The organism is Fimbriimonadaceae bacterium (assembly GCA_019638795.1).
Taxonomy (GTDB): Bacteria; Armatimonadota; Fimbriimonadia; order Fimbriimonadales; family Fimbriimonadaceae; genus JAHBTB01.
Genome location: JAHBTB010000001.1, coordinates 189,139 through 208,198 on the forward strand (window position 1 = coordinate 189,139; position 19,060 = coordinate 208,198).

The following is a 19,060-nucleotide window of genomic DNA, read 5'->3' on the forward strand; positions in this document are numbered from 1 at the left end:
TCCTTGGTCCGCTGGGCGGGTCACCCCGCCTGGCGGACGTCGAGGGTCTGGCCGACGGCGAGTCGTCCCGAACCTTCAGGGACGAAGTAGTTGCCGAAGTAGACGGCCCGCCCCTCGTGGCGATACCCCGCGAGAGTCCGGAGCGGCTCGACCCCGACCTCGGCGGTGTCTTGGTCGGTCGTGGTGACCGCGCACCGTCCGCACCGCTTGGCCGCCCTGAACCGGACGCCGCCCAGTTCAAAGCCGGGCCAGGTGTCCTCTTCGAACGGCGCGACCCCGGCGACGACGATGTTCGGGCGGAAGCGGTTCATCGGCAGGGGCTGGTCGAGACGGGAGTTCAAGTCGTCCAGTGAACTCGTCGACGCGACGAGCACGGGGAACGCGTCGGCAAAGCCGACATGGTCGCCTGGCTGTGTGTATTGCCGCGAGCAGGGCCTGACCGTCTCGTCGGGCATGTAGACAAGGCGGACCGGCAGGCCCAGGTGCCCCGTCAGCCAGGCGTCGACCTCTCTTGAGACATGGGTGGCCCGGCACGTGTCCTCCCAGACGGTGACGTCAAGCGGTCCCCCCTCCGGCGTGGGCACCTCCATGCCGGCTCCGTCCGGGGCCCGTAGGGAGAGCCTGCCGTCGCGCAGCTCCGTACGGAAAAGGCACAACCGCGGGTGGGAGCGCTGGCTGATGAACCGCCCGTCCTCACCGACAAGCATCCACCGGCGGTCCCCCTCCAACCCTCGTGGCCCGACGACCGACTCGGCGAGGTCGATGCCCCGCATACCCTTGACCGGATAGAGGTGGACCGAGGCGACTGTCGGCATCACCGGAGTCTACCGGCTCACCAAATGAAGGACCGCCCCGGCCGAACACGGCCGGGGCGGTCTGTGGATCAGGGTCTGACCCGGGTCAGCGGGCGTAGAACTCGACGACCTGCTGCTCTTTGAAGAAGCTGGGGAAGTCCTCGCGCTCGGGCAAGGCGATGACCTTGCCGCTCATGTCCGCCACGTTCGGCTCCAGATAGACGGGGACCGGAGCACCTTCGTATTGGTTGCGCTTGGCCAGATCCTTGCTCTGTTGCCGGTCGCGGACGCTGACGACGTCGCCGACCTTCAGGGTGTAGGACGGGATGTCGACCAGCTTGCCGTTGACGCAGATGTGCTGGTGGCTCACCATTTGGCGGGCCTGGAAGATGGTGCGGGCGTAGCCCAGCCGATAGACGACGGTCTGCAGACGCAGGTCCAGGAGCCGCAAAAAGTTGAGGCCCGTGTTGCCATGCATCCGGCTCGCCTTCTCAAAGGTGTTGCGGAACTGCTTTTCCAGCATCCCGTAGTAGCGGCGGATGACCTGCTTGGCCAACAACTGCTCGCCATACTCGGACATGCGGTTGTCGCGGACGTTCGGGCCGTGCTGACCCGGCTTGTAGGGGCGTTTTGTGCTGGGGCACTTGGTCTTGCCCCAGATGTTGAAGCCGACTTTACGGCAGATGTCTGATCTTCTTCCTCGGTATGTCGCCATGCTTATTGGTCCAAAGCCTTTTCCAGTTGGTTTCACACCCGGGCAAAGCCGGGGTGGGCGTAACCCAGGATTATGGCACCAACCGGCTTCCGAGGCAGGCCGCGGCCGCCGAGAGTCCCGACTTCTAGCCTGATGAGCGGGGCTTCGGCGGCTGACAATCCAGGTAACTATGTCGAACACGGTCAAGTCTCAGCCCTTCGACCTCCGCTTGGGGGACGATGTCAAGATCATCACCCCGGGGGACGAGAGCACCGTCCCCGGCCGTGTCGCCATGGCAGCAGCCCCGGTCTACGAGATCAAGATGGACGACGACGTCGAGTTGACGGTCGGCACACCGGTGCGTTGCGAACCCGTCAACTGCCCGCGCCACTCGCGCATCATGGCCAGTGTCGTCGGCCACAAGAAGGGCGAGACCAAGCTCTGGATCACCGCGATGGAGATCAAGGTCGGCACCGAACGGGCCAAGCGGTTCCCCGTCAAGGGCGTCAAGGCCCTTGTCAGCCCCGAAGTCGGCACCGTCGACCTGCACGACGTGTCCACGTCTGGGTTGTCGTTCACTTGTGGGGTGCGCGTCTTCCCCGGCGACCAGCTGACCCTGGACATCGACAGCGGCGTCAGCCCGCTCAAGGTCGCCGTCGAGGTCGCCCACACCACCCAGGCGGTCGGCTCGGCCGAGGTCGTGGTCGGCTGCCGCCTGACCTCCAAGACCGACGACTGGGCCGACTTCGTCCGGCGCATCCAAACAACCCAGTTCGCCAAGGCGGGCTGACCCTTGGCCTTGGCCACGGCGTGGTCCCCGCTTACACCAACCGGCCGGTGGCGAAGGCGTCTTGGCTCGACCGGTCGAACTCGAACCGGGGCACGGGGCCAGGGCCGAAGTTAAGCTCGACCAGCGGGCGGACCACCTGCTCGGTCATGACACGGTCGGCCAGTTCCTTGCGCAACGCCTCGGTCTGGAGCAGCAGCACCTGCAGGTGGACCTTGCCCAAGGCGAGCGACCCGACCCGTCGGCCCTCGTCTGTCGTGAGGGTCTGGCCGAGGATCGCCCGGGCGATCTCCCGGTTGTGGAACTCCACCGCCTCCTGGAACCCCGTCGACGCCGACGGGTCGCCTCCCAGGGTGCTGATGTCGATCTCGCTGGGGAACACGACACTGACGTTGTCCTGTAGGTTCCGCAGGGCTTCGGCGACGGCCTCCTGCTCTTCCCGCGGCAGGCCACGCTGGTACTTGCCGAGCACGGTCGGCATGGCGAACCGGCTCAAGTGCAGCTTCCACGCTGACAGCAGGTCTTGCTTGGCCCGCCAGTGCCGGTACGCCGCCCCCAAGTCGCTGGTGCCCCGAGGGTCGGCGTAAGTCGGCCGGTTGGTGAAGACGACGAACTTTTCTGTGTCCAGGTGGCGCACCGGCTCGCCGGGAGTCCGGAGGACCAGGCCGGTCACCGCACCGAAGGCGTCGACCTCCAGCCCGAAGTTCTCGGGGTCCTTGCTCCGTACCGCCTTCAGGACGATGTGCCGCCCGTCCAGGGCGTAGACAAGTTCCTGGACCGACCAACCGTTGACAAAAGCCTGCATGGCGTTGTCCAGGATGGAAAGGGGCGACCCGTCCATCTGCTCAAACATCGTCCTGACGAAGTCCGCGCGGCGACGCCCTTCCGCCGTCCCGTCGTCCGTGACCCGGTGTTCGGCGGCCAAGACGGCCTTGCGCTTGATCGTCATCGCCGTCTGCACCATCGCGTCGCCCAGCATCGCCTGATAAGTCGACAACGGCAGCCCGCCTGGCGGCGGGCCGGGGTACTCCATTTGTCTGCGTTGGGCTATCGTCAGGCCGGGGGCCGTCTCAGCCAGTGTTCGAGTCTTCTTTCGTGAAAAGATGTTCCGCATGGTTTTGTGAGTCTTGGGAGAATCGTCGAGGTGGCCCGAGGGTGATCGCGGGCCGATACTCTTTGGGGAGCAGGCGGCAGGCGAGGGCCAAGGCGACGACCAAGTCGTCGTGGTCGTTTCCCGCCGCTTCGAGCCGGAGGTTCCCTGCCGGCGTGGACTTGGCCTCGAAGCGGTCCAGTTGGCGCAGGAGGGCCGGGTCGGGCTCCATCTGCAGGGCGGCGCGGTCCACCAACATGGCCAAGCCGTCGACCAGTTCCCGCTTGACCGCAGGGCTGAAGACCAGTCCGGTGACGCCGGCCGACGGTGCGGCGCCCCGGAGCATTTCCAGCACGGGGTCGCCGACACCGGTGGCGTCGCACAGGACCCGGCATCCCGGAAAGGAGTCGATGATGCGGGCCACCTCGGCGACCGAACCGACCCAGTCCATGCCCCGCCACTGCCTCAGACCGACGAGCTTCGCCGCGTCCCGGTGCCCCGCAAGGACGGCGACGGCGGTGTAGTCGCGGTAACGCGCCCAGTCGACCCCGACGACGAAGGGGCCGGAAACCGGCCCCAACCGGGGTGTCAGGCAGGCCTGCACTTTGTCGCTGGGAAAGACCTTCCCCGCCGCCTCGTCAAACTGGGCCTCGTATTCGACCGCATAAGCACGCTCACTCACCAACTCCTTTTGCACCGCCAAGAACGCTGGCTGCACCAAGGGGTTTTCGCTGGAAGGGGCTTGGCGCGACCAGAACCCGTTCTCGCCGCGCTGTCCCATCTGGAACGCACGCCAAAAGTGGTTTCGACCAAACGGGGTGCTGATCAGGGTCAGTCGCCCTTCGCAAGTCGCCATCATCGGCAAGGCGACCTCGGTCACCAGACTTTCGGGCAGAAAGGCGGCCTCGTCCACGACAATGTCCGTCGCCCCGTGCCCGCGCAGCGCACGCGGGACGAAGCCCGATCGGGCCAACACCTTGTGCGCACCGTAGGCGAGCTCGGGATGCCGGCCCCGCCGCACGTGCGGTCGAGCGTCACCGCCGTCCCGCGCGACCAACTGGTCCAGCAGGTCGACGACGCGGTCGAAGAGCAGGTTCGACTGCTCAAGGGTCGGGGCCAAGAGAAGGTGGCGGGTCGGCGACGGGCGATGAAGGGCGGCCAAGACGGCCGCGGCGCAGGCGTCGGTCTTCCCCCACCGCCGGCCACAGGCCAAGACTTTGTTCGGGGCCTCGGCGAGCAGGAACTCGCGCTGGCCCGGATGGGGTGACCACACCGGCGCCAACCGGTTCAGAAATCTGGTCAAAGGAGCGTGGTATCAAACGAAGACAGGGCACGGGCCGGTGTCGGCTCCATGCCCTGTCAGCAAAGGAGTGGCAGGGGCGACAAGATTCGAACTCGCGACCTGCGGTTTTGGAGACCGCTGCTCTACCAGCTGAGCTACACCCCTGCGAGGACGGCCAGAATACCTCAGCGGCTCGCGACCAGGGCCTTGGCCACGGACTGTCCGTAGGCCTCCCGGGGGATGACGCCACGGACCGTGTAGGTGACGCCGTCCCGGACGGCGGCCTGGCCCGTGGTGGTCGTGTCGTCCGACGGGACCGTCACGAGAAACCAGGGCGGCGCGCCCGAGACGGCGGCGGCGTTGTCCAAAAGGACGGCGGCGTAGTTGGCGCTGATCGCCGCCCAGACACCGGTGTGGCCCGTGCCGCCCACCGTGAACGTAGTGCCGTGCCTCCGCACTGCCCCCGCCGCTCTGGCCTGGGCCCGGGTCAAGGACAGACCTCCGGCTTGGCGCCCGCGACCACCCCAGGCAGTCCGGTCACCTCCGACACCACGTCCGTCCTCAGGAACGGCGCGAGCCGGGCCGACGCCGAGGCCTTGAGGCCCGACGGGTCGGCGACGTCGCCAGACCACCGCGCCTTGAGGGTGATGTCACCGACGGTCAGGTCGTCGAGGGCCCCCGGTTCGCGCCCGATCTGGGCGAGTAGGTCGCCTGCGACATATTCGGTCGCGGCCAGGTCCAGCAAGGTGGCGAGCCGGGTGTCGGAGGTCGCCAACGCGGCGGGTTCGATCCAAAACTCCAGCACCGGGACGAGCACGTCGATCAGGTCGTCGGCGGCGGTGTCATAGGTCGTGTCCGCCAGGGCCGCCTTTGCCTTCACTCCGGCCAAGGTGACGGTCAGAGACAACCGCCACCCTCGCGGAAGGAGACACCGAGCCTCTCCGAGATCCTCCGCACCACCTGGGTGTTCTCCCGGACGCCGTCGTCCAGGTGGGTGACGGCGTCTCGGAACCCAGCCATAGACATCTCGTGGCGGGCCAGGCTTGTCTCGACAAACGTGACAAAGCGGTCGGTCATGACCCGGTGTTGCCGCAAGGCCAACTGGGCGACGGCGAAGGCGGACGCCGCCACCCCCGCCACCAGGCTGACAAGGCTCGACCACAAAGCGTCGGTCACTTGCCGACCACCTTGCGCGCGACGCCGACGAGCGTCCGGCCCTCCTGCTCCAGCGCCTTGGCCTCGGCGACCAGGGCCGTCCAGTCCGCCGACAAGGGTTGCCGGGCCGCCTCCTCCATCTTCTTGATGAACGCGGCGAGATGGTCGCTGAACCGGCTGAAGCCAAAAAACAGGCCCAGCAGCAAGCCCAGGGACCCTCCGAACAGGCTAGGAAAGAGATCCGCCATATGCCGCCTGCCACAGTCCGTAGCCCACGTTGTATCGGGCGCGTACCCCGTAGAAGTACCTGTCCCGCATCCATGCCGCTTCCCCGCCACCAGACGCTTCAAGGGCGGTGAACTCGACCGGCACGTCCGACCGTTGCTGGAGGATGACCCCCTTGATCGGCCGCTTGGTGTCGAGCAGGAACCAGTTCGCCGCCGAGGCCCCCGTGATGTAGGGCGAGACGATGAGCCGCAACCGGCCCTTGAACGCGTTCACGTAGTCGGTCGGCGAAGTCCCCGTGGACGTCGTCGCCTTGGCGACCACCACCGGGCTCTCGACCAGTTCGATCGCGTCCCACATGTTGGCGGGGCCGACGACGAGGGTGTCGGGCACGACGCCCAGGGGCACCCCCGAGTCGTCGGGGTACTGCATCATCGCGCTGATACCCGCCGCCAGGGTCGTCGCCGACAGGGCCGACGACGTGCGGTTGCTCGCCGTGCCCCCCGGGACGGGGTGGGCCGTGTTGAAGAAGGAGAGGCCGTCGTAGGACAGCCCGGTGGCACCTCCGGTGAGGGCACCGACGACGATTTGGTGGCGGTGCTGGCTGACCCTGGCTGCCAGGTCACGGACGCGAAGGCGGACCAAGCCGAGTTGGTCGTCCTCGATGGCCCGGCGCTCCACCGCGATGCTCGACTCGAAGACCTTGTCCTCGATCGTCACGCTGTAGGGCGACATGCCGGCGGGGCGGCGCTCGTCCACCATCTCGCGCATCGGGGGCGTCGCCCCCAGCCACGCGTACTTCTGGATCGGCAAGGTCGTGCTGACGACCGTGGCGATCTGCTCGGCTATCGAATCTTCGACCTCCGAGCGGTAAGCGGCCTCAAACTCAGTCTTCAGGCCAGGGGCGATAAGGTCGGGGATGTCAGAACGTTGTAAGGGCAAGGGTCAGTCTCCTGGTCGGGTGTGGGGCGGTGACACGAGGTGTCGCGTGGGGGGACGGCGCGGAGTCCGGCCGGTGACTACACGGTGTGGTTGTCAACTCTCACCCGGACCCCGGTTTCACCGGTCGAAGTCGTCTCCAGCGCCACGATGGTGCCGGCCTTGTACGAGTTGGTCAGGCCCACCGTCGAGACCTGGACTTCCCAGTCGGTGTTGGCATAAACCTCCGCACCAAGGTTTGTCACGCCAGGCGTGAAACCGCTCGCCGCCTTCAGGACGAAGCTTCCGGACTTGGTGACGTTCAGGGACTTGTCGCCCGCCGCACCGGCGCTGTTGTCGACGGTGTCGTTGGCGACGCCGACAAACTTCAGGTTCGCCGTGGCGTGTGCCATCGGGACGACATAGCCCGAGGCGTTCACCCCGACGAGGGCCCCTTTGTAGATCTTCACGTTGCTCGTCTTGTAGGAGACGACCAGGCCGGGCCGCTCATAGGATTCGAATGGTTTGGTCAGTGCTGCCATTTAGTTCAGGTCGGCCCGCCGGTTCCGCGCGATCGCGCCAAGGTCAAGGCCAGGGAAATGGCGTTCGTAGAACGCCTGTTCGTCGGGGGGTAGCGCGGCGGTCTCACCGGCCGGCACCCTCGGGGTCTCGGAGAAAAGCTGATGCGGCCGCGCGGACTCGATCAGCCGCTCGACCAACCGGGCCACCGGCACCGTGACACCGTCAAACTGGATGTCGGACTCCACGGCCAGCAATGCCTCGGCAAACGCTGATTGGGCGGGCACAAGCCGGCCGGCCCGTAGGTGGCCGGTGACCGCCAACCGGGCCCGCTCGCGCGACCTCTCGCGGGCAAGTTCGGCAAACCGGGCCTTCCAATCGTCCTCTTCGTGCCAGGGCGCGGTGAACGCCACGTCGTGCCCGAAAAGCCGGGCCGATGCCACCCGTGGGTTCCGCACCAGGCTGACCTCTCGGATCTCCATGAGGTCGGGGGACAGGCCGAGGGAGAGGGACTGGGCTCCGCTTTGCCGGATCAGGGCGTCGGCCTCGGCCGTCAGGGCGACCGTGCCGACCAGGTCGTCACCGTCAGCCGCCACCTTGGTCAGATAACCGAGTTCCAGCGGCGACTTGGCATGTTCGATGAGGATCGGGACGGGCAGGTCGAAACGCTCGGCCAGTCCGGCAAGATGCTCCCGGGTGACCGTGACGCCCTTGTCGGGATAGTCGCCCGCCTCGAAGAGTTTGGCGCGGCGGTCGGTCCATGCCTTCTCATGGCCCAAGTAAGGCGGTGGGCCGAGCCCCTCCGCTGAAAGGGCCTCGGCGACGGCACGGGCCTCGTCTGGCCCCAGGCGTTCGCGTCTGCCCAAGTGGCCCGGGCCTGCTGCCGCCGCCGCGCGCAGCAGGCTCCGTTGGTGGGGTGACAGTTCTTTCGGTTTCTTCTTCAACCATGTCTCCAGAGCCCTTGCGGCTCCGGGAGACTAGGAGTCGGCGGAAGTTTCGGTCAACCTGAGGACGGTCTATCGCCTGCGGCGGCGGGCCACGACCAGGCCACCGAGCCCCAGGACGAGCAGGCTCGCCGGTTCGGGGACGGCGTCCGGCGTCCCCGTCTGGAACCGGGCGACGTTGAATCCCGACTGCGGCAGGAACGACACGTCCAGCCCCGTGACGTCTTCGTCGGAAACAAAGCCGAAGAAAGCCTGGGCCCCGAAACCGAGGCTATTGAAGTCCGTCCCTGCCCCGTTGGCCAGGCTGATATGACCGCCGAAGCCGTCGAAGTTGTTGTAGACCATGCCGAAGGCGTGAACCGGCGCGTCAAAGGCCACCGTCAGCTTTGTCGCCAGACCTTGCGCGGACGCACAGGCGCTCATATTGTTGAAATAGCCCGTCCCGGACCCCCCAAAGTCTTTTCCGATCCAAAACAGGGTGGAGAAGTTGGTGGAGAATGTGGCCGGTCCGACTGTCAGTGGCCCCTCCCCAAACGAGATCGCCTCGTCGGGCGCCCCGATCCCCTCAAAGTCAAAGGAGGCGACGTTTGTCACGTGGCTGCTCCACACCGCCTCGTCCGTGAAGAACGTCGTCGCGGCCAGACCGGCCGATGTCAACGCAGCCATCGAGAGCACAAGCAAGTACCTCATGGGATCCATTCTTATCCGGCCCTGAGCCCAGAACAAGCGGTTTGGGACTAAAAACTACAAAAAGTAGTTTATATCCCGTCTGTTGGCCTATGGCGAGAGACGGGCAGGCTCAGAACATCCCCATGGCTTCGCGGACTTCGGCCATGGTGGCGGCGGCGCGTTCCGTCGCCCGGGCTGCGCCGTCGCGCAGGATGTCCTCGATGGTCGCGTCGTCCAGTTGGGCGCGGCGCTCGCGGATGGGGCGGAGATATTCGTTCAGGGCTTCGGTGAGCTCCTTCTTGTTCTGCATGCAACCGCGCAGTCCCTGACGGTCTTCTTCCCACTGGGTCTCCCAATCGGGCGAGTAGAGCTTCAAGTACTGGCACACCGCGCAACCCTCGGGGACACCCGGGTCGTCCTTCTTGATCTTGGTGGGGGTCGTGAAGGCGCTCTTGATCCGTGCCGCCGTCTGGTCTTCGGTGTCCGACAAGTAGATGCAGTTGTCGTAGGACTTGCTCATCTTGCGCATGTCAAGGCCCGGCACCTTGGCCCGACTCTCGTCCTGGGGGATCATGTACTTGTACGGCGTGAACACCTCCTTGCCGTACAGCCGGTTGAACCGCAAGGCGATGTCATTGCCGATTTCCAGGTGCGGCGCTTGGTCACGGCCGACGGGCACGCCATACGGCTTGTAGAGAAGGATGTCGACAGTCTGGAGGACGGGATAGCCCAAGAGTCCGTACGGTTCACGCTCGGCCGAACCCAAGTCCTCCTGCTTCTCCTTGTACGTCGGCACCCGCTCCAACCAGCCGAGCGGCGTCATCATGCTGAACAACAGGTGAAGCTCGCTGTGCTCCCGCACATGGGACTGGACGAACACCACCGACTTGGCGGGGTCGATGCCCGCGGCGATGTAGTCCTTCGCCACTTCCCTCGCGTTCCGACTGACCTGGCCCGGGTCCTCATAGTCCGTGGTCAGGGCATGCAGGTCGGCGACCATGCAGTACATGTCGTACCCCTGCCCTTGCAACTCCACCCAGTTGCGCAGCGCCCCCTCGTAGTTGCCGATGTGCAGGCGCGGGTTGGTACTGCGCATGCCGCTCAAGATGCGTTTGTTCGCGGGGAGTGCCATAGTCGTGGGTTTATGCGTGGGAGCCCGACCCCAACAGAAGGCGTTGGAGGAAGTCGGAGAACGGGGACATGATGACGAAGAGGAGCGAGTCCCCCGTCGTGTTGACGGGGATCAGCACGAGAACCAGGAACAGCAGGGAGCCGATCGACAGGTTGAACCGCGTCCAGCTGATGCGCGCCTTGTCGCTCAGGAAGGTTCCCAGCAACCACATGCCGTCAAGCGGCCCGATCGGCAGAAGGTTAAAGACAAACAGGGTGACGTTGAGGATGACGCCGTAGAGGAGGAACGCGGTGAGAAACCCGCCCTGGAGCATGCCGGTCGGCATCAGTAGGCGGAGGAGCACCGCGTAAACCGCCGCCTGGACCAGGTTGCTCATCGGCCCGGCCAACACGGCGATGAAGTGGTCCCACTTGGGGTTTTTCATGTGCCGGGGGTCCATGATGACCGGCTTGCCCCACCCGATGCCGAACCCGGAGAACGTCGTCACCAGGATCATGATCGTGCCGAGCAGGTCGAAGTGTTTGAAGAGGTTCAGGGTCACGCGCCCCATCGCCCGGGGCGTCGGGTCGCCGGCCAGGTCGGCGAACTTGGCGTGGCAATACTCGTGCAGCCCGATGGCCAGAAAGATGACGAGCAGGATGGCGGCGATCACCGGCGGTGGCGGCACGTGGGCGCCAAGCTGGGCGACGAGGGGCAGGCTCACAGGTCCTCCGGCACCGACTCGCGGGCAAACATCTCGTCCCACGTCTCGGGCCGCTGCACCATCACCGCCGACCCGTCTTCCCGCAGCAGGGCGGTGCCGGGCCGCTGGTAGCGGTTGTAGTTGCTCGCCATCGCACTGTTATACGCTCCCGTGACCAGGACCTGGATGTGGTCCCCCGCCCGGATGTCCGACGGCAACATCACGTCTTCGAACAGCATGTCGGTCTCGCAGTGCTTACCGCTCACCGTGGCCGGCCGGCCGGCGGCAAAGCCCCTGCCGTCCCCGCTCACCGCGACCACGTCGTACTTCGATCCGTACATCACCGGACGCGGGTTGTCGCTGAGGCCGCCGTCGACCGCCACGTAGACCCGCCGCCCCTTGCTCGCACTCGGCACCTCTTTGACCGCACCGACGGTGTAGAGGGTGACGCCGCTTTCGCCGATGATCGAGCGGCCCGGCTCCTGCACGAGCTTGGGCCGGAGCCCGCTCGGGGCAAGGGCTCGGCTGATCTGGGCCACGATCTGGGCGCAATACTCCTCGACCGGCAAGGGCCGGGCGTCACCGACGTAGTGCACCCCCAGGCCGCCCCCCACGTTGATGACCTGCGCCTCGTAGCCATGCTTCGCTCTCATGTCGGCGGCGAACTGGGCCAAGAGCTCTCCGCCGCTGATCTGGGCTTCGGGGTCCAAGAGTTGCGACCCCACATGGCAGTGGAAGCCCTTGACGTCCAGGCCCGCCTCAAGGGCCGCCACCAGGGCCCGTTCTCCCGAACCGTCGGCGATGTTAAAGCCGAACTTGGTGTCGGCCTGGCCCGTGCTGATCTTCGCGTGGGTCTTGGGGTCGACGCCCGGGGCCAATCTGACGATGATGTCTGGCTTCGCCCCCGACAACCCGCCGATGAACGCGATCTCTTCGAAGTTGTCGACGACGATCTGGTTGATCCCCGCCTCAATGGCAAAGCGAATCTCGCCGGGCTTCTTGTTGTTGCCATGCATGTGGCAACGGTCGGCCGGCACCCCGGCCCGGAGCGCGGCCCTCAACTCACCTTCGCTGGCCACGTCGATGAGGAGACCTTCTTGCCAGGCGATCCTGAGCACCGCAAGGGTCGAATTGGCCTTGCTGGCAAAGGTGAGTTCGCTGTCTTCCCAAGCCGCCCGGAACGCCGCGAGGTACCGACGGACGCGCCGCCTCAGGTGCCCCTCGTCGATGACATAGAGCGGCGTCCCCAGACCGGCGAGGCTCCGCACTTGGTCGTCGGAGAGGACAAGTCGTCCTTCGGTGGTCGTCTGGGTCGGCATTGGCCCAGATTTTAGCCCCCGCTTCACTTGAACCGAGGGCCCGGCCCGCACTCAGCTCCGCTGGTCAAGTTCGTCGCGGGCGCGGTCGGTCTCCTGCAGGTCCAGCCGGGTCGACCGCAGGTGCGCCAGCGGATCGTTGTCGGCCAGCTCCCGGTCGATCTTCTGGTTGCGGTCATGAAACGCGAGGGCATGGTCTGCGGCGACCATCTCGTCCAGCAAAGGTAACGCCCATCCGCGCCCCAGTTCGATCAACTGTTCCGCCGGTGCGGCGGGTTGCCCCAGTTCCAGCAGCTTGGCCATGGCCGCCTCCAAGGCTTCGCAGGTCTTGCGCGACAGTTCGTCGCCCGCGGGCCGTCCAGAGTGCTTCAGGTAGATCCGGGCCCCCGCGTCCAGGATGGCGGCGACTTCCGGGGCCAAGGCCGGCTGCACGCCGACAAGGTTCATGAACTCCTCTTGGCGGCTGTGCAACTTCCCTGCCAACTCCCTGATCCGCACCCGGTGGACCGGCACCGACTTGTGGAGCCGCATGAACAAACCGTACGTCCAGAGCGCCAGACCGCCCGCCGCCAAAACACTGGCCACCGCGGTGAGGGCACCGGGCAACGCGAAGACCGCCTTGTTGGCCACCGCCCCCGCCAGACTCAGGAGACCGAAAAACGCGATGGCCGACGGCACCGCGTAGGCCAGGACGCGGTAGTTCGTCCCCCCGTGGGCGACCTCTCGTTCTAACAGAAGCTCAAGGTTCTCATAAGCCTCGGTGCCGCCCATGTTGAAGGCCTTTCGCACCGCACGGAAAAACTTCTGCGTGCTCATCGCGCTCTGACAAGCCTACGCCAATCCGTGACGCGGGGTTTTGGCAGGCCCACTCCGGCTACACCGGAAGAGCCGTCGACACCGAAGCCGCCAGCACCTCGTCCACCGTGACCTCGCGGCCCAGCTTCTGCGACAAGTAGATGCCGTCCGAGACCAGCATCGTCTGGAGCGCCACTTCCGCCGTCTCCATCAAGGGGCACCGCCCCAGCAGGGCGGCGATCCAGTGGGCCTGCGGCTCGCCGTACATCGCCCCGTCGCCCACCACGTTGTCCCAGATATAGCGCGCCGTGCCCAGTTCGGCGGTGCAGTTGACGGGGACGTCGCCGATGTTCGTGAAGTAGCCGAACGGCGACACCCGCACGCCGCCCTTGTCACCCAAGACGTACGACCCTTCGAAGGAGTCCAGGTGCGCCGCCCACGCCTCGACGAGGTCCATGGACATGTCGCCGGCGAACCGTACCAGGCCGACGGCGAACTCCTCCACGTCCATCCCCGACGTCTCCTTCCGCTTCGGGTCCATGGCGATGCGTTGGTACGTCTTCCCACTGATCCGCTCCACCGGCGGGTTACCCATCAGCCACAGGACCTGAGAGATGTGATAGACCCCCATGTCATAGAGGGCGCCGCCGCTCGCCTTCGCCTTCTGGACAAAGCTTGGCGTGCCGTAGCCGTCCACATACGGCCGGCCCCGGCGTCGAAAGCCGGTCGACCGGGCGTGGTAGACCTTGCCCAAATGGCCGTCCGTGACGAGTTGCTTGGCCGCGCGCGCCTCGTTGCTGTGCAGAGTCACGAACTGGATGTGGAGTTTCTTGCCCGTGGACTTGCTCGCTTCCATCATCGCCACGGCGTCGACATAAGAGCCCGCCATCGGCTTCTCGCAATAGACGTGCTTGCCAGCGTTCAGCGCCGCCACCGTGACCGGGGAGTGAAGGTTGTTGTGGAGGCACACGTCCACCGCGTCGATGTCTTCCCGCGCCAGCAACTCGCGGAAGTCTGTGGTCACAAAACCGGGGCCGAACTCCTCGTTGGCTTTCTTGACCGCCTCCGTGTCGACGTCGCAGAAGGCGACCATCTCCGCCTCCGGGATACCCTTGTAGGTGCGCATGTGGTGCTGCGCGATCTGCCCGCAGCCGATGATGCCGATCTTGATCCTGTCGCTCATGGTCGATGAAATCCTCGGCGACGATACCCCTCCCCGACCGGCCTCGACACGTTGGTCGCCGCGGTTGTCGGGGAGGATTTTGTCTCGGTCGGTCTAGAGCTTTCTCGTCTTGCCGTCCGGGCCGGTGACTTCGAGCGACAAGGAATGCGCCCCGCCGGCCTCAAAGTAGCGCACCTGGAGCGGGTAGACGCCACGCTGGAGGCGCACCCGGCCCCGCTGGACCGCCGCTCCGTGGGGGCCGTCGTTGTCGACGACCTGGGCGCCCGCCAGCCATAACATCGAGCCGTCGTCACTGGTCAGGGAGAACGTGTAGTCTCCGTCCCGGTCGGCGAGGAACCACCCTTTGAAGTCAAGGGCGTACGGTTTGTCTTCGGGCGCCCCCTGCAGACCGATGGAGTTGGCGACCGACGTGGCCGCGTTGGCAAACGCCGACTCCTTCGGGCAGGCGTCAAACTTGCCCGAGATCATCCGGCGCTGGAACGTCGTCTGGGTCAGGCTGGTCGCCCTCGGCCCCTCCAGCTTCACCGCGTCCAACACCGTCTCGTCGCTCTTCGTGCCGTCGGGCAAGAAGTACGCCAACCGCAACCGCTGCGTCTTGTCGATCACCAGTGACTCCGGCGCCACCGCCGAGTCCGTCGTCGGAGCCGTGCCGTCGCTGGTGTAGCGGAGCAGTGCCCCCTCGATCGGGGGCTTGCCGAAGGGCAGGGTCTGCTTGTCGTAGAAGACCGCGGCGGTGTAGGCGAGGCCCGGCCTCGGCACCATGTACTTCACCTTGAGCTTGCTCAGCACGGCATATTGCGCCTCCAACCGCTTCTCAAACTCGGGCCATGAACGACCCTCCAGCGGACTCCACAATGCCTCTGCCATCGCCAGACCCCGCGGGTAGACCATCGACATCAGACGGTCGTAGTTGGTGATCCATTCCGTCCACAGGTTGGCCTGACCGCCCAAGACCAGCTTGCCTTGTTCGGGCGTCAGGGCCTTGGGGACCGGGTCGAACTCATACGCCTTCTCGGTGGAGATCGACGAGTAAGGGTAGTCAAAGTAGCAATGCGACGTCGGCGACATGACGACCTTATGGTTCGACTTGGCCGCCGCGACACCGCCGTCGATGCCGCGCCAACTCATCACCGCCGCCCCCGGTGCCAGCCCACCCTCCAAGATCTCGTCCCAACCGATCAGGTGCTTGCCGTGGTCGTCCAACCACTTGTCAAAGTGGCGGATGATGTAGCTCTGGAGCTCGTGGCTGTCCTTGAGCCCTTCCTTCTTCTTGAGGGCGTCGCAGTCCTTGCAGTTGTCCCACCAGGTCTTCTCCACTTCGTCGCCGCCGATGTGGACGTACTGCGACGGGAACAGGGCGATGACCTCGGTCAGGACGTCTTCGAGGAACTTGTACGTGGCCGCCTTGCCCGGACACAACGTGTTCTGCTTCCCGCGCTTGTCGAACACCGCTTGGGCCGCCGCGTCCCGCGGCGTGCAACGGACCTGGGGGTTGGTGTCCAGGACGGCTTGCTCATGTCCGGGTAGTTCGATCTCCGGCACGACGGTGATGTGCCGCTCCTTGGCATAGGCGATGACGTCCTTGATCTGCTCCTGGGTGTAGAAGCCGCCGTACACCTGTTGCTTGCCGTCCGGCTTGACAAAGTCAAGCGGACCGCCCCACTTGCCGTCGCCCTTCCGCCAAGCCCCGACTTCGGTCAGCTCCGGATGGCTCTTGATCTGGATGCGCCAGCCGCCGTCGTCGACAAGGTGCCAGTGGAACACGTTGAACTTGTAAAACGCCATCGTGTCCAGCATGTGCTTGACCTCGTCCACGGTGAAAAAGTGCCGCGACACGTCGAGCATCTGACCCCGCCAAGCGAACCGTGGTTTGTCTTCCAACGTCCCGCACGGGACCGGCTTGCCGAGCAACGCCAGTTGCTTGATCGTCTGGGCCGCGTAGAACAGGCCCGTCTCCGTCTTCGCCGCCGCCACCAGGCTGTCGGGGGTCACGACCATCGCATACCCCTCCTCGCCCAGGTCTTCGTTGCCGGGGTCTAGCGCCAGGGTGATCCCTGCCCCGTCGCTCGCCCCGAGGTCGGCCAGCTTGACCTGGTGCCCCAAGATGGTGGTCAGTTGCGATCCGAGCTTGATTCCCGAGACACCAGCGGGCCCCGGCGCGGTGATCGAAGCGACACTCTTGATGTCGAACGTGCCGGCGATCGCATTGAACTCCGGGGGTCGGGGGATGACGGGCCAGACGGCCGCCTGGGCCGTCGCGACACTGGCAAGAAGGCTAGTCAGCACCCGCCAAGCTTACACCTTGGCCGGCTCTCCCGACGCCATGTCGACCGCCACCCGTCCGGCCAAGCACCGGGCCTTGAGGTTCTCGGGCTCCACTCCAGGGTCCAGCCGGACCACCGGGTCGACGCCGGTCACCGGGTTCCATCCTGGGCTCGGGGCCCCCTCGGTCTGGTACGGGCACCACGGTTCGTCCCACACGACGAGGTCGGCGACAAAGCCTTTGACCCGCACCTCGACCACGTCGCCGGTCACCACCTCGACCTTTGGCGTCGCGAGCTGCATGTCTTTGGGTTCGGCGAGCAGGCACCACCTCTCCCTCGGCGCACCCGGCTCAAGAGTCGCCGAGACCGCCGTGCGCGACGCGGACAGGGACGAGACGTCCAGGGTCGCCACCACGCGCCGTTCGCCCGCCGCCAGGGTCACCGACTCGACAAGCTCCGTCTTGGTCTCGCCGGTCAGGGTGTCGACCGCGCGCACCGTCAAGGTCCCTGCCGCCGCCGACTGACCGTCGTTTACGGCCCAGACGCGCACCGCCTGGCCCGTGTTCTCAAGGCACAGCACAACGTCAGCGTAGAGCCTCTCAAGCTCGAACCCAGCCGGTTTGAGGTTCCGGAGGTAGTCCTGCACCGCCCAGCTTTCCACTGGCCAGCAGTCGTTGAACTGCCAAATCAGGCTGCCTTTGCAAAAGTCGGACCGACGGTAGTACTCGATGCCGAACCGCAGGGCGTCCCGCTGGTTGAGTTGGCTGGTGTACACCCAGTCCTCCAGGTCCTTGGCACGCGGGTAGTGGATTTCAACGTAGCTCTGGAACTTCACCCGCGTCTTGCCGGTCTTGTCGTGCCAGTCGGCTTGAGGGAACGGGAACGGCAGGCTGCCGACGTCGTCGGTCAGAAGGGTCGAGTCCCAAAGGTCAAGCGAGCACGAGGACGCAAACCCGAACTCCGAACTGAATCGGGTGGTCGAGTCTTGGTAATGGACCCAGTCCCCCCGGCCGTGCCACACGTCCCAGTAGTGCTGGTCCCCGTACCGCCCCATGTTCACCCCGGTGGCGTGCTCGTTCGTCACCTTGCCGTCGGGGGCGGAGCCGATGGGGCTGCTCGGGATGTAACTGTGACCGGGGTCAAGTTGGGCCAGCACCTCGGGCAATGTCCCTTCGTAAATCGGCAGGCCGTAGTAGCGTGGCGGACTTTTCTCCAGCCCACCCCACTTCCCTTCCCACATCGTGTGGTTCTCGTTGTTGCCGCACCACAGGGCCAGGCAAGCACGGTCGCGCAGCCGCTTGATGTGGTAGGCCGCCTCGGCGGCCACGACCGCCCGGGCCGCCTCGTCGTCGGGGTAATAGCTGCACCCGAACGGAAAGTCTTGCCACACCATGATCCCAAGGGCGTCGCAGGCGTCGTAGAAGTCCTCGGACTCATACATACCGCCGCCCCACACGCGCAGCATGTTCATGTTCAGGTCGCGGCAGACCGCCACCTGGTCCCAGTAGTCGTCACGGGTGACCCGCGACGGGAAGGAGTCGTTCGGTATCCAGTTGGCCCCACGGGCGAAGACCGGGACACCGTTCACCTCGAAGGTGAACGACTCGCCGACTTCGTCGGCCTCGCGGCGCAAGACGATCGAACGCAACCCGACGTTCTTCGTCAGGGTATGGTCCCCGAGCGTCGCTTCGAGCGGGTAAAGCGTCTGTTCGCCCATCCCGTTGGGCCACCAGAGGTCTCCGGCGACCTCGAAACTGGCGTCCTTCCCTGCTTTGGTCTGCCCCATGAAGGTGACGCTCAACTCGCCCTCGCCTTCAACTTCGGCTTCGACCCATACCCGGTGACGCCCGTCACCCAATCCCTCTTGGTGGACCGACAACTGGGTGATCCGGCTGGAAAACTCCAGAAGCCGGACCGGCCGCCAGACACCCGCCGACACGAGCCTGGGGCCCCAGTCCCAGCCCGACATGCACTGGACCTTGCGGACAAACGCCCTCTCGTCAAACTGCGCCGTGTCCCACGCCAACCCTTCCTTCTCGAAATAGGCCCGGCGTCGCTCAGCCCCGACCTTGATCGGCGACTCGAACACCACCGAGACCTCGTTGGCCCCTTCGGTCAGCAAGTCGGTCACGTCGACCTCCAGGGGGACGAACATGTTGTCGTGGGTGGCGACCACCGCACCGTTCAGCGACACGGAGCAGACCGTGTCCAGACCTTCGAACCGCAAGACCCGGCGCGGCAGGTCGGTGTCTGCCTTCCAGTCAAAGCTCGTCCGGTACTCCCAGCGCTCAAAGTCCACCCACCGCGCCCCAAACTCGAGCATGCGGCAAAACGGGTCGGCGATGACCCCGGCCCGCTCCAGGTCTAGGTGGACGTGGCCGGGGACGACCGCGTCCAGCCACCCGGGGGTGCCGTTGTGGTTTTGCGGATAACCTGGACCTTCAAGCAAAAGACGAAACTGCCAACCAGAGTCAAGCGTGCGTGTTCGCATCAGAGTTCTTCGGGATCGTACTCGGGCTTGGGTCGAGGCACAGAGTCACGGTAGGCGTCGCGCCAAGCCCGGCCGCGACGTGGTCTGGGTTGTCGGGGGCGCCCAGGCTGGGCACCCCCG

20 protein-coding genes and 1 tRNA gene are annotated in these 19,060 nt (G+C 65.8%); 1 reads left to right on the forward strand and 20 read right to left on the reverse strand.

What is annotated here, in order from left to right; translation table 11 throughout:
* Nucleotides 1–20: 20 nt before the first annotated feature.
* Both KF857_00885 and rpsD read right to left on the reverse strand, forming a co-directional pair.
* Complete coding sequence (locus KF857_00885; protein ID MBX3110536.1) at nucleotides 21–815, reverse strand: MOSC domain-containing protein; 795 nt, start codon at nucleotides 813–815, stop codon at nucleotides 21–23.
* An 85-nt stretch (nucleotides 816–900) separates the two neighbouring features.
* Nucleotides 901–1,509, reverse strand: a complete 609-nt coding sequence (rpsD, locus tag KF857_00890) for a 30S ribosomal protein S4 (GenBank protein MBX3110537.1) — start codon at nucleotides 1,507–1,509, stop codon at nucleotides 901–903.
* Nucleotides 1,510–1,678: 169 nt separating this feature from the next.
* Between rpsD and KF857_00895 the strand changes: the two genes are divergently transcribed.
* Entirely contained in the window at nucleotides 1,679–2,278 is a 600-nt protein-coding gene (locus KF857_00895; GenBank protein ID MBX3110538.1) for a hypothetical protein, read from the forward strand.
* Nucleotides 2,279–2,309: 31 nt separating this feature from the next.
* On the opposite strand, the gene KF857_00900 is transcribed toward KF857_00895, so the two are convergent.
* The 18 genes from KF857_00900 to KF857_00985 all read right to left on the reverse strand — a co-directional run bounded on the left by KF857_00900 (nucleotide 2,310) and on the right by KF857_00985 (nucleotide 18,898).
* Nucleotides 2,310–3,272, reverse strand: a complete 963-nt coding sequence (locus KF857_00900; protein ID MBX3110539.1) for a DUF935 family protein — start codon at nucleotides 3,270–3,272, stop codon at nucleotides 2,310–2,312.
* Between the two features lie 73 nt (nucleotides 3,273–3,345).
* Nucleotides 3,346–4,668 (reverse strand): terminase family protein, encoded by a 1,323-nt coding sequence (locus KF857_00905; GenBank protein ID MBX3110540.1) that lies wholly within the window; start codon nucleotides 4,666–4,668, stop codon nucleotides 3,346–3,348.
* A 68-nt stretch (nucleotides 4,669–4,736) separates the two neighbouring features.
* Nucleotides 4,737–4,812 (reverse strand) — tRNA-Trp (locus tag KF857_00910).
* Nucleotides 4,813–4,832: 20 nt separating this feature from the next.
* Nucleotides 4,833–5,138, reverse strand: a complete 306-nt coding sequence (locus KF857_00915; protein MBX3110541.1) for a hypothetical protein — start codon at nucleotides 5,136–5,138, stop codon at nucleotides 4,833–4,835.
* Nucleotides 5,135–5,554, reverse strand: coding sequence for a hypothetical protein (locus KF857_00920; GenBank protein ID MBX3110542.1), 420 nt, complete (start codon nucleotides 5,552–5,554; stop codon nucleotides 5,135–5,137). The genes KF857_00915 and KF857_00920 overlap by 4 nt, the downstream gene beginning before the upstream one ends.
* The gene (locus KF857_00925; GenBank protein ID MBX3110543.1) at nucleotides 5,545–5,823 is read right to left on the reverse strand and encodes a hypothetical protein; all 279 of its coding nucleotides are present in this window, start codon (nucleotides 5,821–5,823) and stop codon (nucleotides 5,545–5,547) included. The genes KF857_00920 and KF857_00925 overlap by 10 nt, the downstream gene beginning before the upstream one ends.
* Nucleotides 5,820–6,050, reverse strand: a complete 231-nt coding sequence (locus tag KF857_00930; GenBank protein MBX3110544.1) for a hypothetical protein — start codon at nucleotides 6,048–6,050, stop codon at nucleotides 5,820–5,822. The genes KF857_00925 and KF857_00930 overlap by 4 nt, the downstream gene beginning before the upstream one ends.
* Nucleotides 6,031–6,969 (reverse strand): Mu-like prophage major head subunit gpT family protein, encoded by a 939-nt coding sequence (locus tag KF857_00935; GenBank protein ID MBX3110545.1) that lies wholly within the window; start codon nucleotides 6,967–6,969, stop codon nucleotides 6,031–6,033. The genes KF857_00930 and KF857_00935 overlap by 20 nt, the downstream gene beginning before the upstream one ends.
* 77 nt (nucleotides 6,970–7,046) lie before the next feature.
* On the reverse strand, nucleotides 7,047–7,487 hold the full coding sequence (locus tag KF857_00940; GenBank protein ID MBX3110546.1) for a hypothetical protein: 441 nt from the start codon (nucleotides 7,485–7,487) through the stop codon (nucleotides 7,047–7,049).
* Entirely contained in the window at nucleotides 7,488–8,408 is a 921-nt protein-coding gene (locus tag KF857_00945; GenBank protein MBX3110547.1) for a hypothetical protein, read from the reverse strand.
* 72 nt (nucleotides 8,409–8,480) lie between these two features.
* The gene (locus tag KF857_00950; GenBank protein ID MBX3110548.1) at nucleotides 8,481–9,098 is read right to left on the reverse strand and encodes a PEP-CTERM sorting domain-containing protein; all 618 of its coding nucleotides are present in this window, start codon (nucleotides 9,096–9,098) and stop codon (nucleotides 8,481–8,483) included.
* A 109-nt stretch (nucleotides 9,099–9,207) separates the two neighbouring features.
* Nucleotides 9,208–10,209 (reverse strand): tryptophan--tRNA ligase, encoded by a 1,002-nt coding sequence (gene trpS / locus KF857_00955; protein ID MBX3110549.1) that lies wholly within the window; start codon nucleotides 10,207–10,209, stop codon nucleotides 9,208–9,210.
* Between the two features lie 10 nt (nucleotides 10,210–10,219).
* Nucleotides 10,220–10,912: a site-2 protease family protein gene (locus tag KF857_00960; protein MBX3110550.1), complete on the reverse strand. Its 693-nt coding sequence runs from the start codon at nucleotides 10,910–10,912 to the stop codon at nucleotides 10,220–10,222.
* Complete coding sequence (gene lysA, locus KF857_00965) at nucleotides 10,909–12,210, reverse strand: diaminopimelate decarboxylase (protein ID MBX3110551.1); 1,302 nt, start codon at nucleotides 12,208–12,210, stop codon at nucleotides 10,909–10,911. Before lysA ends, KF857_00960 begins: the two co-directional genes overlap by 4 nt.
* A 51-nt stretch (nucleotides 12,211–12,261) precedes the next feature.
* The gene (locus tag KF857_00970) at nucleotides 12,262–13,023 is read right to left on the reverse strand and encodes a hypothetical protein (protein ID MBX3110552.1); all 762 of its coding nucleotides are present in this window, start codon (nucleotides 13,021–13,023) and stop codon (nucleotides 12,262–12,264) included.
* 58 nt (nucleotides 13,024–13,081) lie between these two features.
* Complete coding sequence (locus tag KF857_00975; protein ID MBX3110553.1) at nucleotides 13,082–14,185, reverse strand: Gfo/Idh/MocA family oxidoreductase; 1,104 nt, start codon at nucleotides 14,183–14,185, stop codon at nucleotides 13,082–13,084.
* 93 nt (nucleotides 14,186–14,278) lie between these two features.
* Nucleotides 14,279–16,471, reverse strand: a complete 2,193-nt coding sequence (locus KF857_00980; GenBank protein MBX3110554.1) for a family 20 glycosylhydrolase — start codon at nucleotides 16,469–16,471, stop codon at nucleotides 14,279–14,281.
* 9 nt (nucleotides 16,472–16,480) lie between these two features.
* Nucleotides 16,481–18,898: a hypothetical protein gene (locus KF857_00985; protein MBX3110555.1), complete on the reverse strand. Its 2,418-nt coding sequence runs from the start codon at nucleotides 18,896–18,898 to the stop codon at nucleotides 16,481–16,483.
* Between the last annotated feature and the right edge of the window lie 162 nt (nucleotides 18,899–19,060).

Bases quoted from the DNA above. Each gene is read 5' to 3' on its own strand.
- KF857_00885 (MBX3110536.1), bottom strand. From the start codon at position 815: ATGCCGACAGTCGCCTCGGTCCACCTCTATCCGGTCAAGGGTATGCGG.
- rpsD (MBX3110537.1), bottom strand. From the start codon at position 1,509: ATGGCGACATACCGAGGAAGAAGATCAGACATCTGCCGTAAAGTCGGC.
- KF857_00895 (MBX3110538.1), top strand. From the start codon at position 1,679: ATGTCGAACACGGTCAAGTCTCAGCCCTTCGACCTCCGCTTGGGGGAC.
- KF857_00930 (MBX3110544.1), bottom strand. From the start codon at position 6,050: ATGGCGGATCTCTTTCCTAGCCTGTTCGGAGGGTCCCTGGGCTTGCTG.
- KF857_00940 (MBX3110546.1), bottom strand. From the start codon at position 7,487: ATGGCAGCACTGACCAAACCATTCGAATCCTATGAGCGGCCCGGCCTG.
- KF857_00950 (MBX3110548.1), bottom strand. From the start codon at position 9,098: ATGAGGTACTTGCTTGTGCTCTCGATGGCTGCGTTGACATCGGCCGGT.
- trpS (MBX3110549.1), bottom strand. From the start codon at position 10,209: ATGGCACTCCCCGCGAACAAACGCATCTTGAGCGGCATGCGCAGTACC.
- lysA (MBX3110551.1), bottom strand. From the start codon at position 12,210: ATGCCGACCCAGACGACCACCGAAGGACGACTTGTCCTCTCCGACGAC.
- KF857_00970 (MBX3110552.1), bottom strand. From the start codon at position 13,023: ATGAGCACGCAGAAGTTTTTCCGTGCGGTGCGAAAGGCCTTCAACATG.
- KF857_00975 (MBX3110553.1), bottom strand. From the start codon at position 14,185: ATGAGCGACAGGATCAAGATCGGCATCATCGGCTGCGGGCAGATCGCG.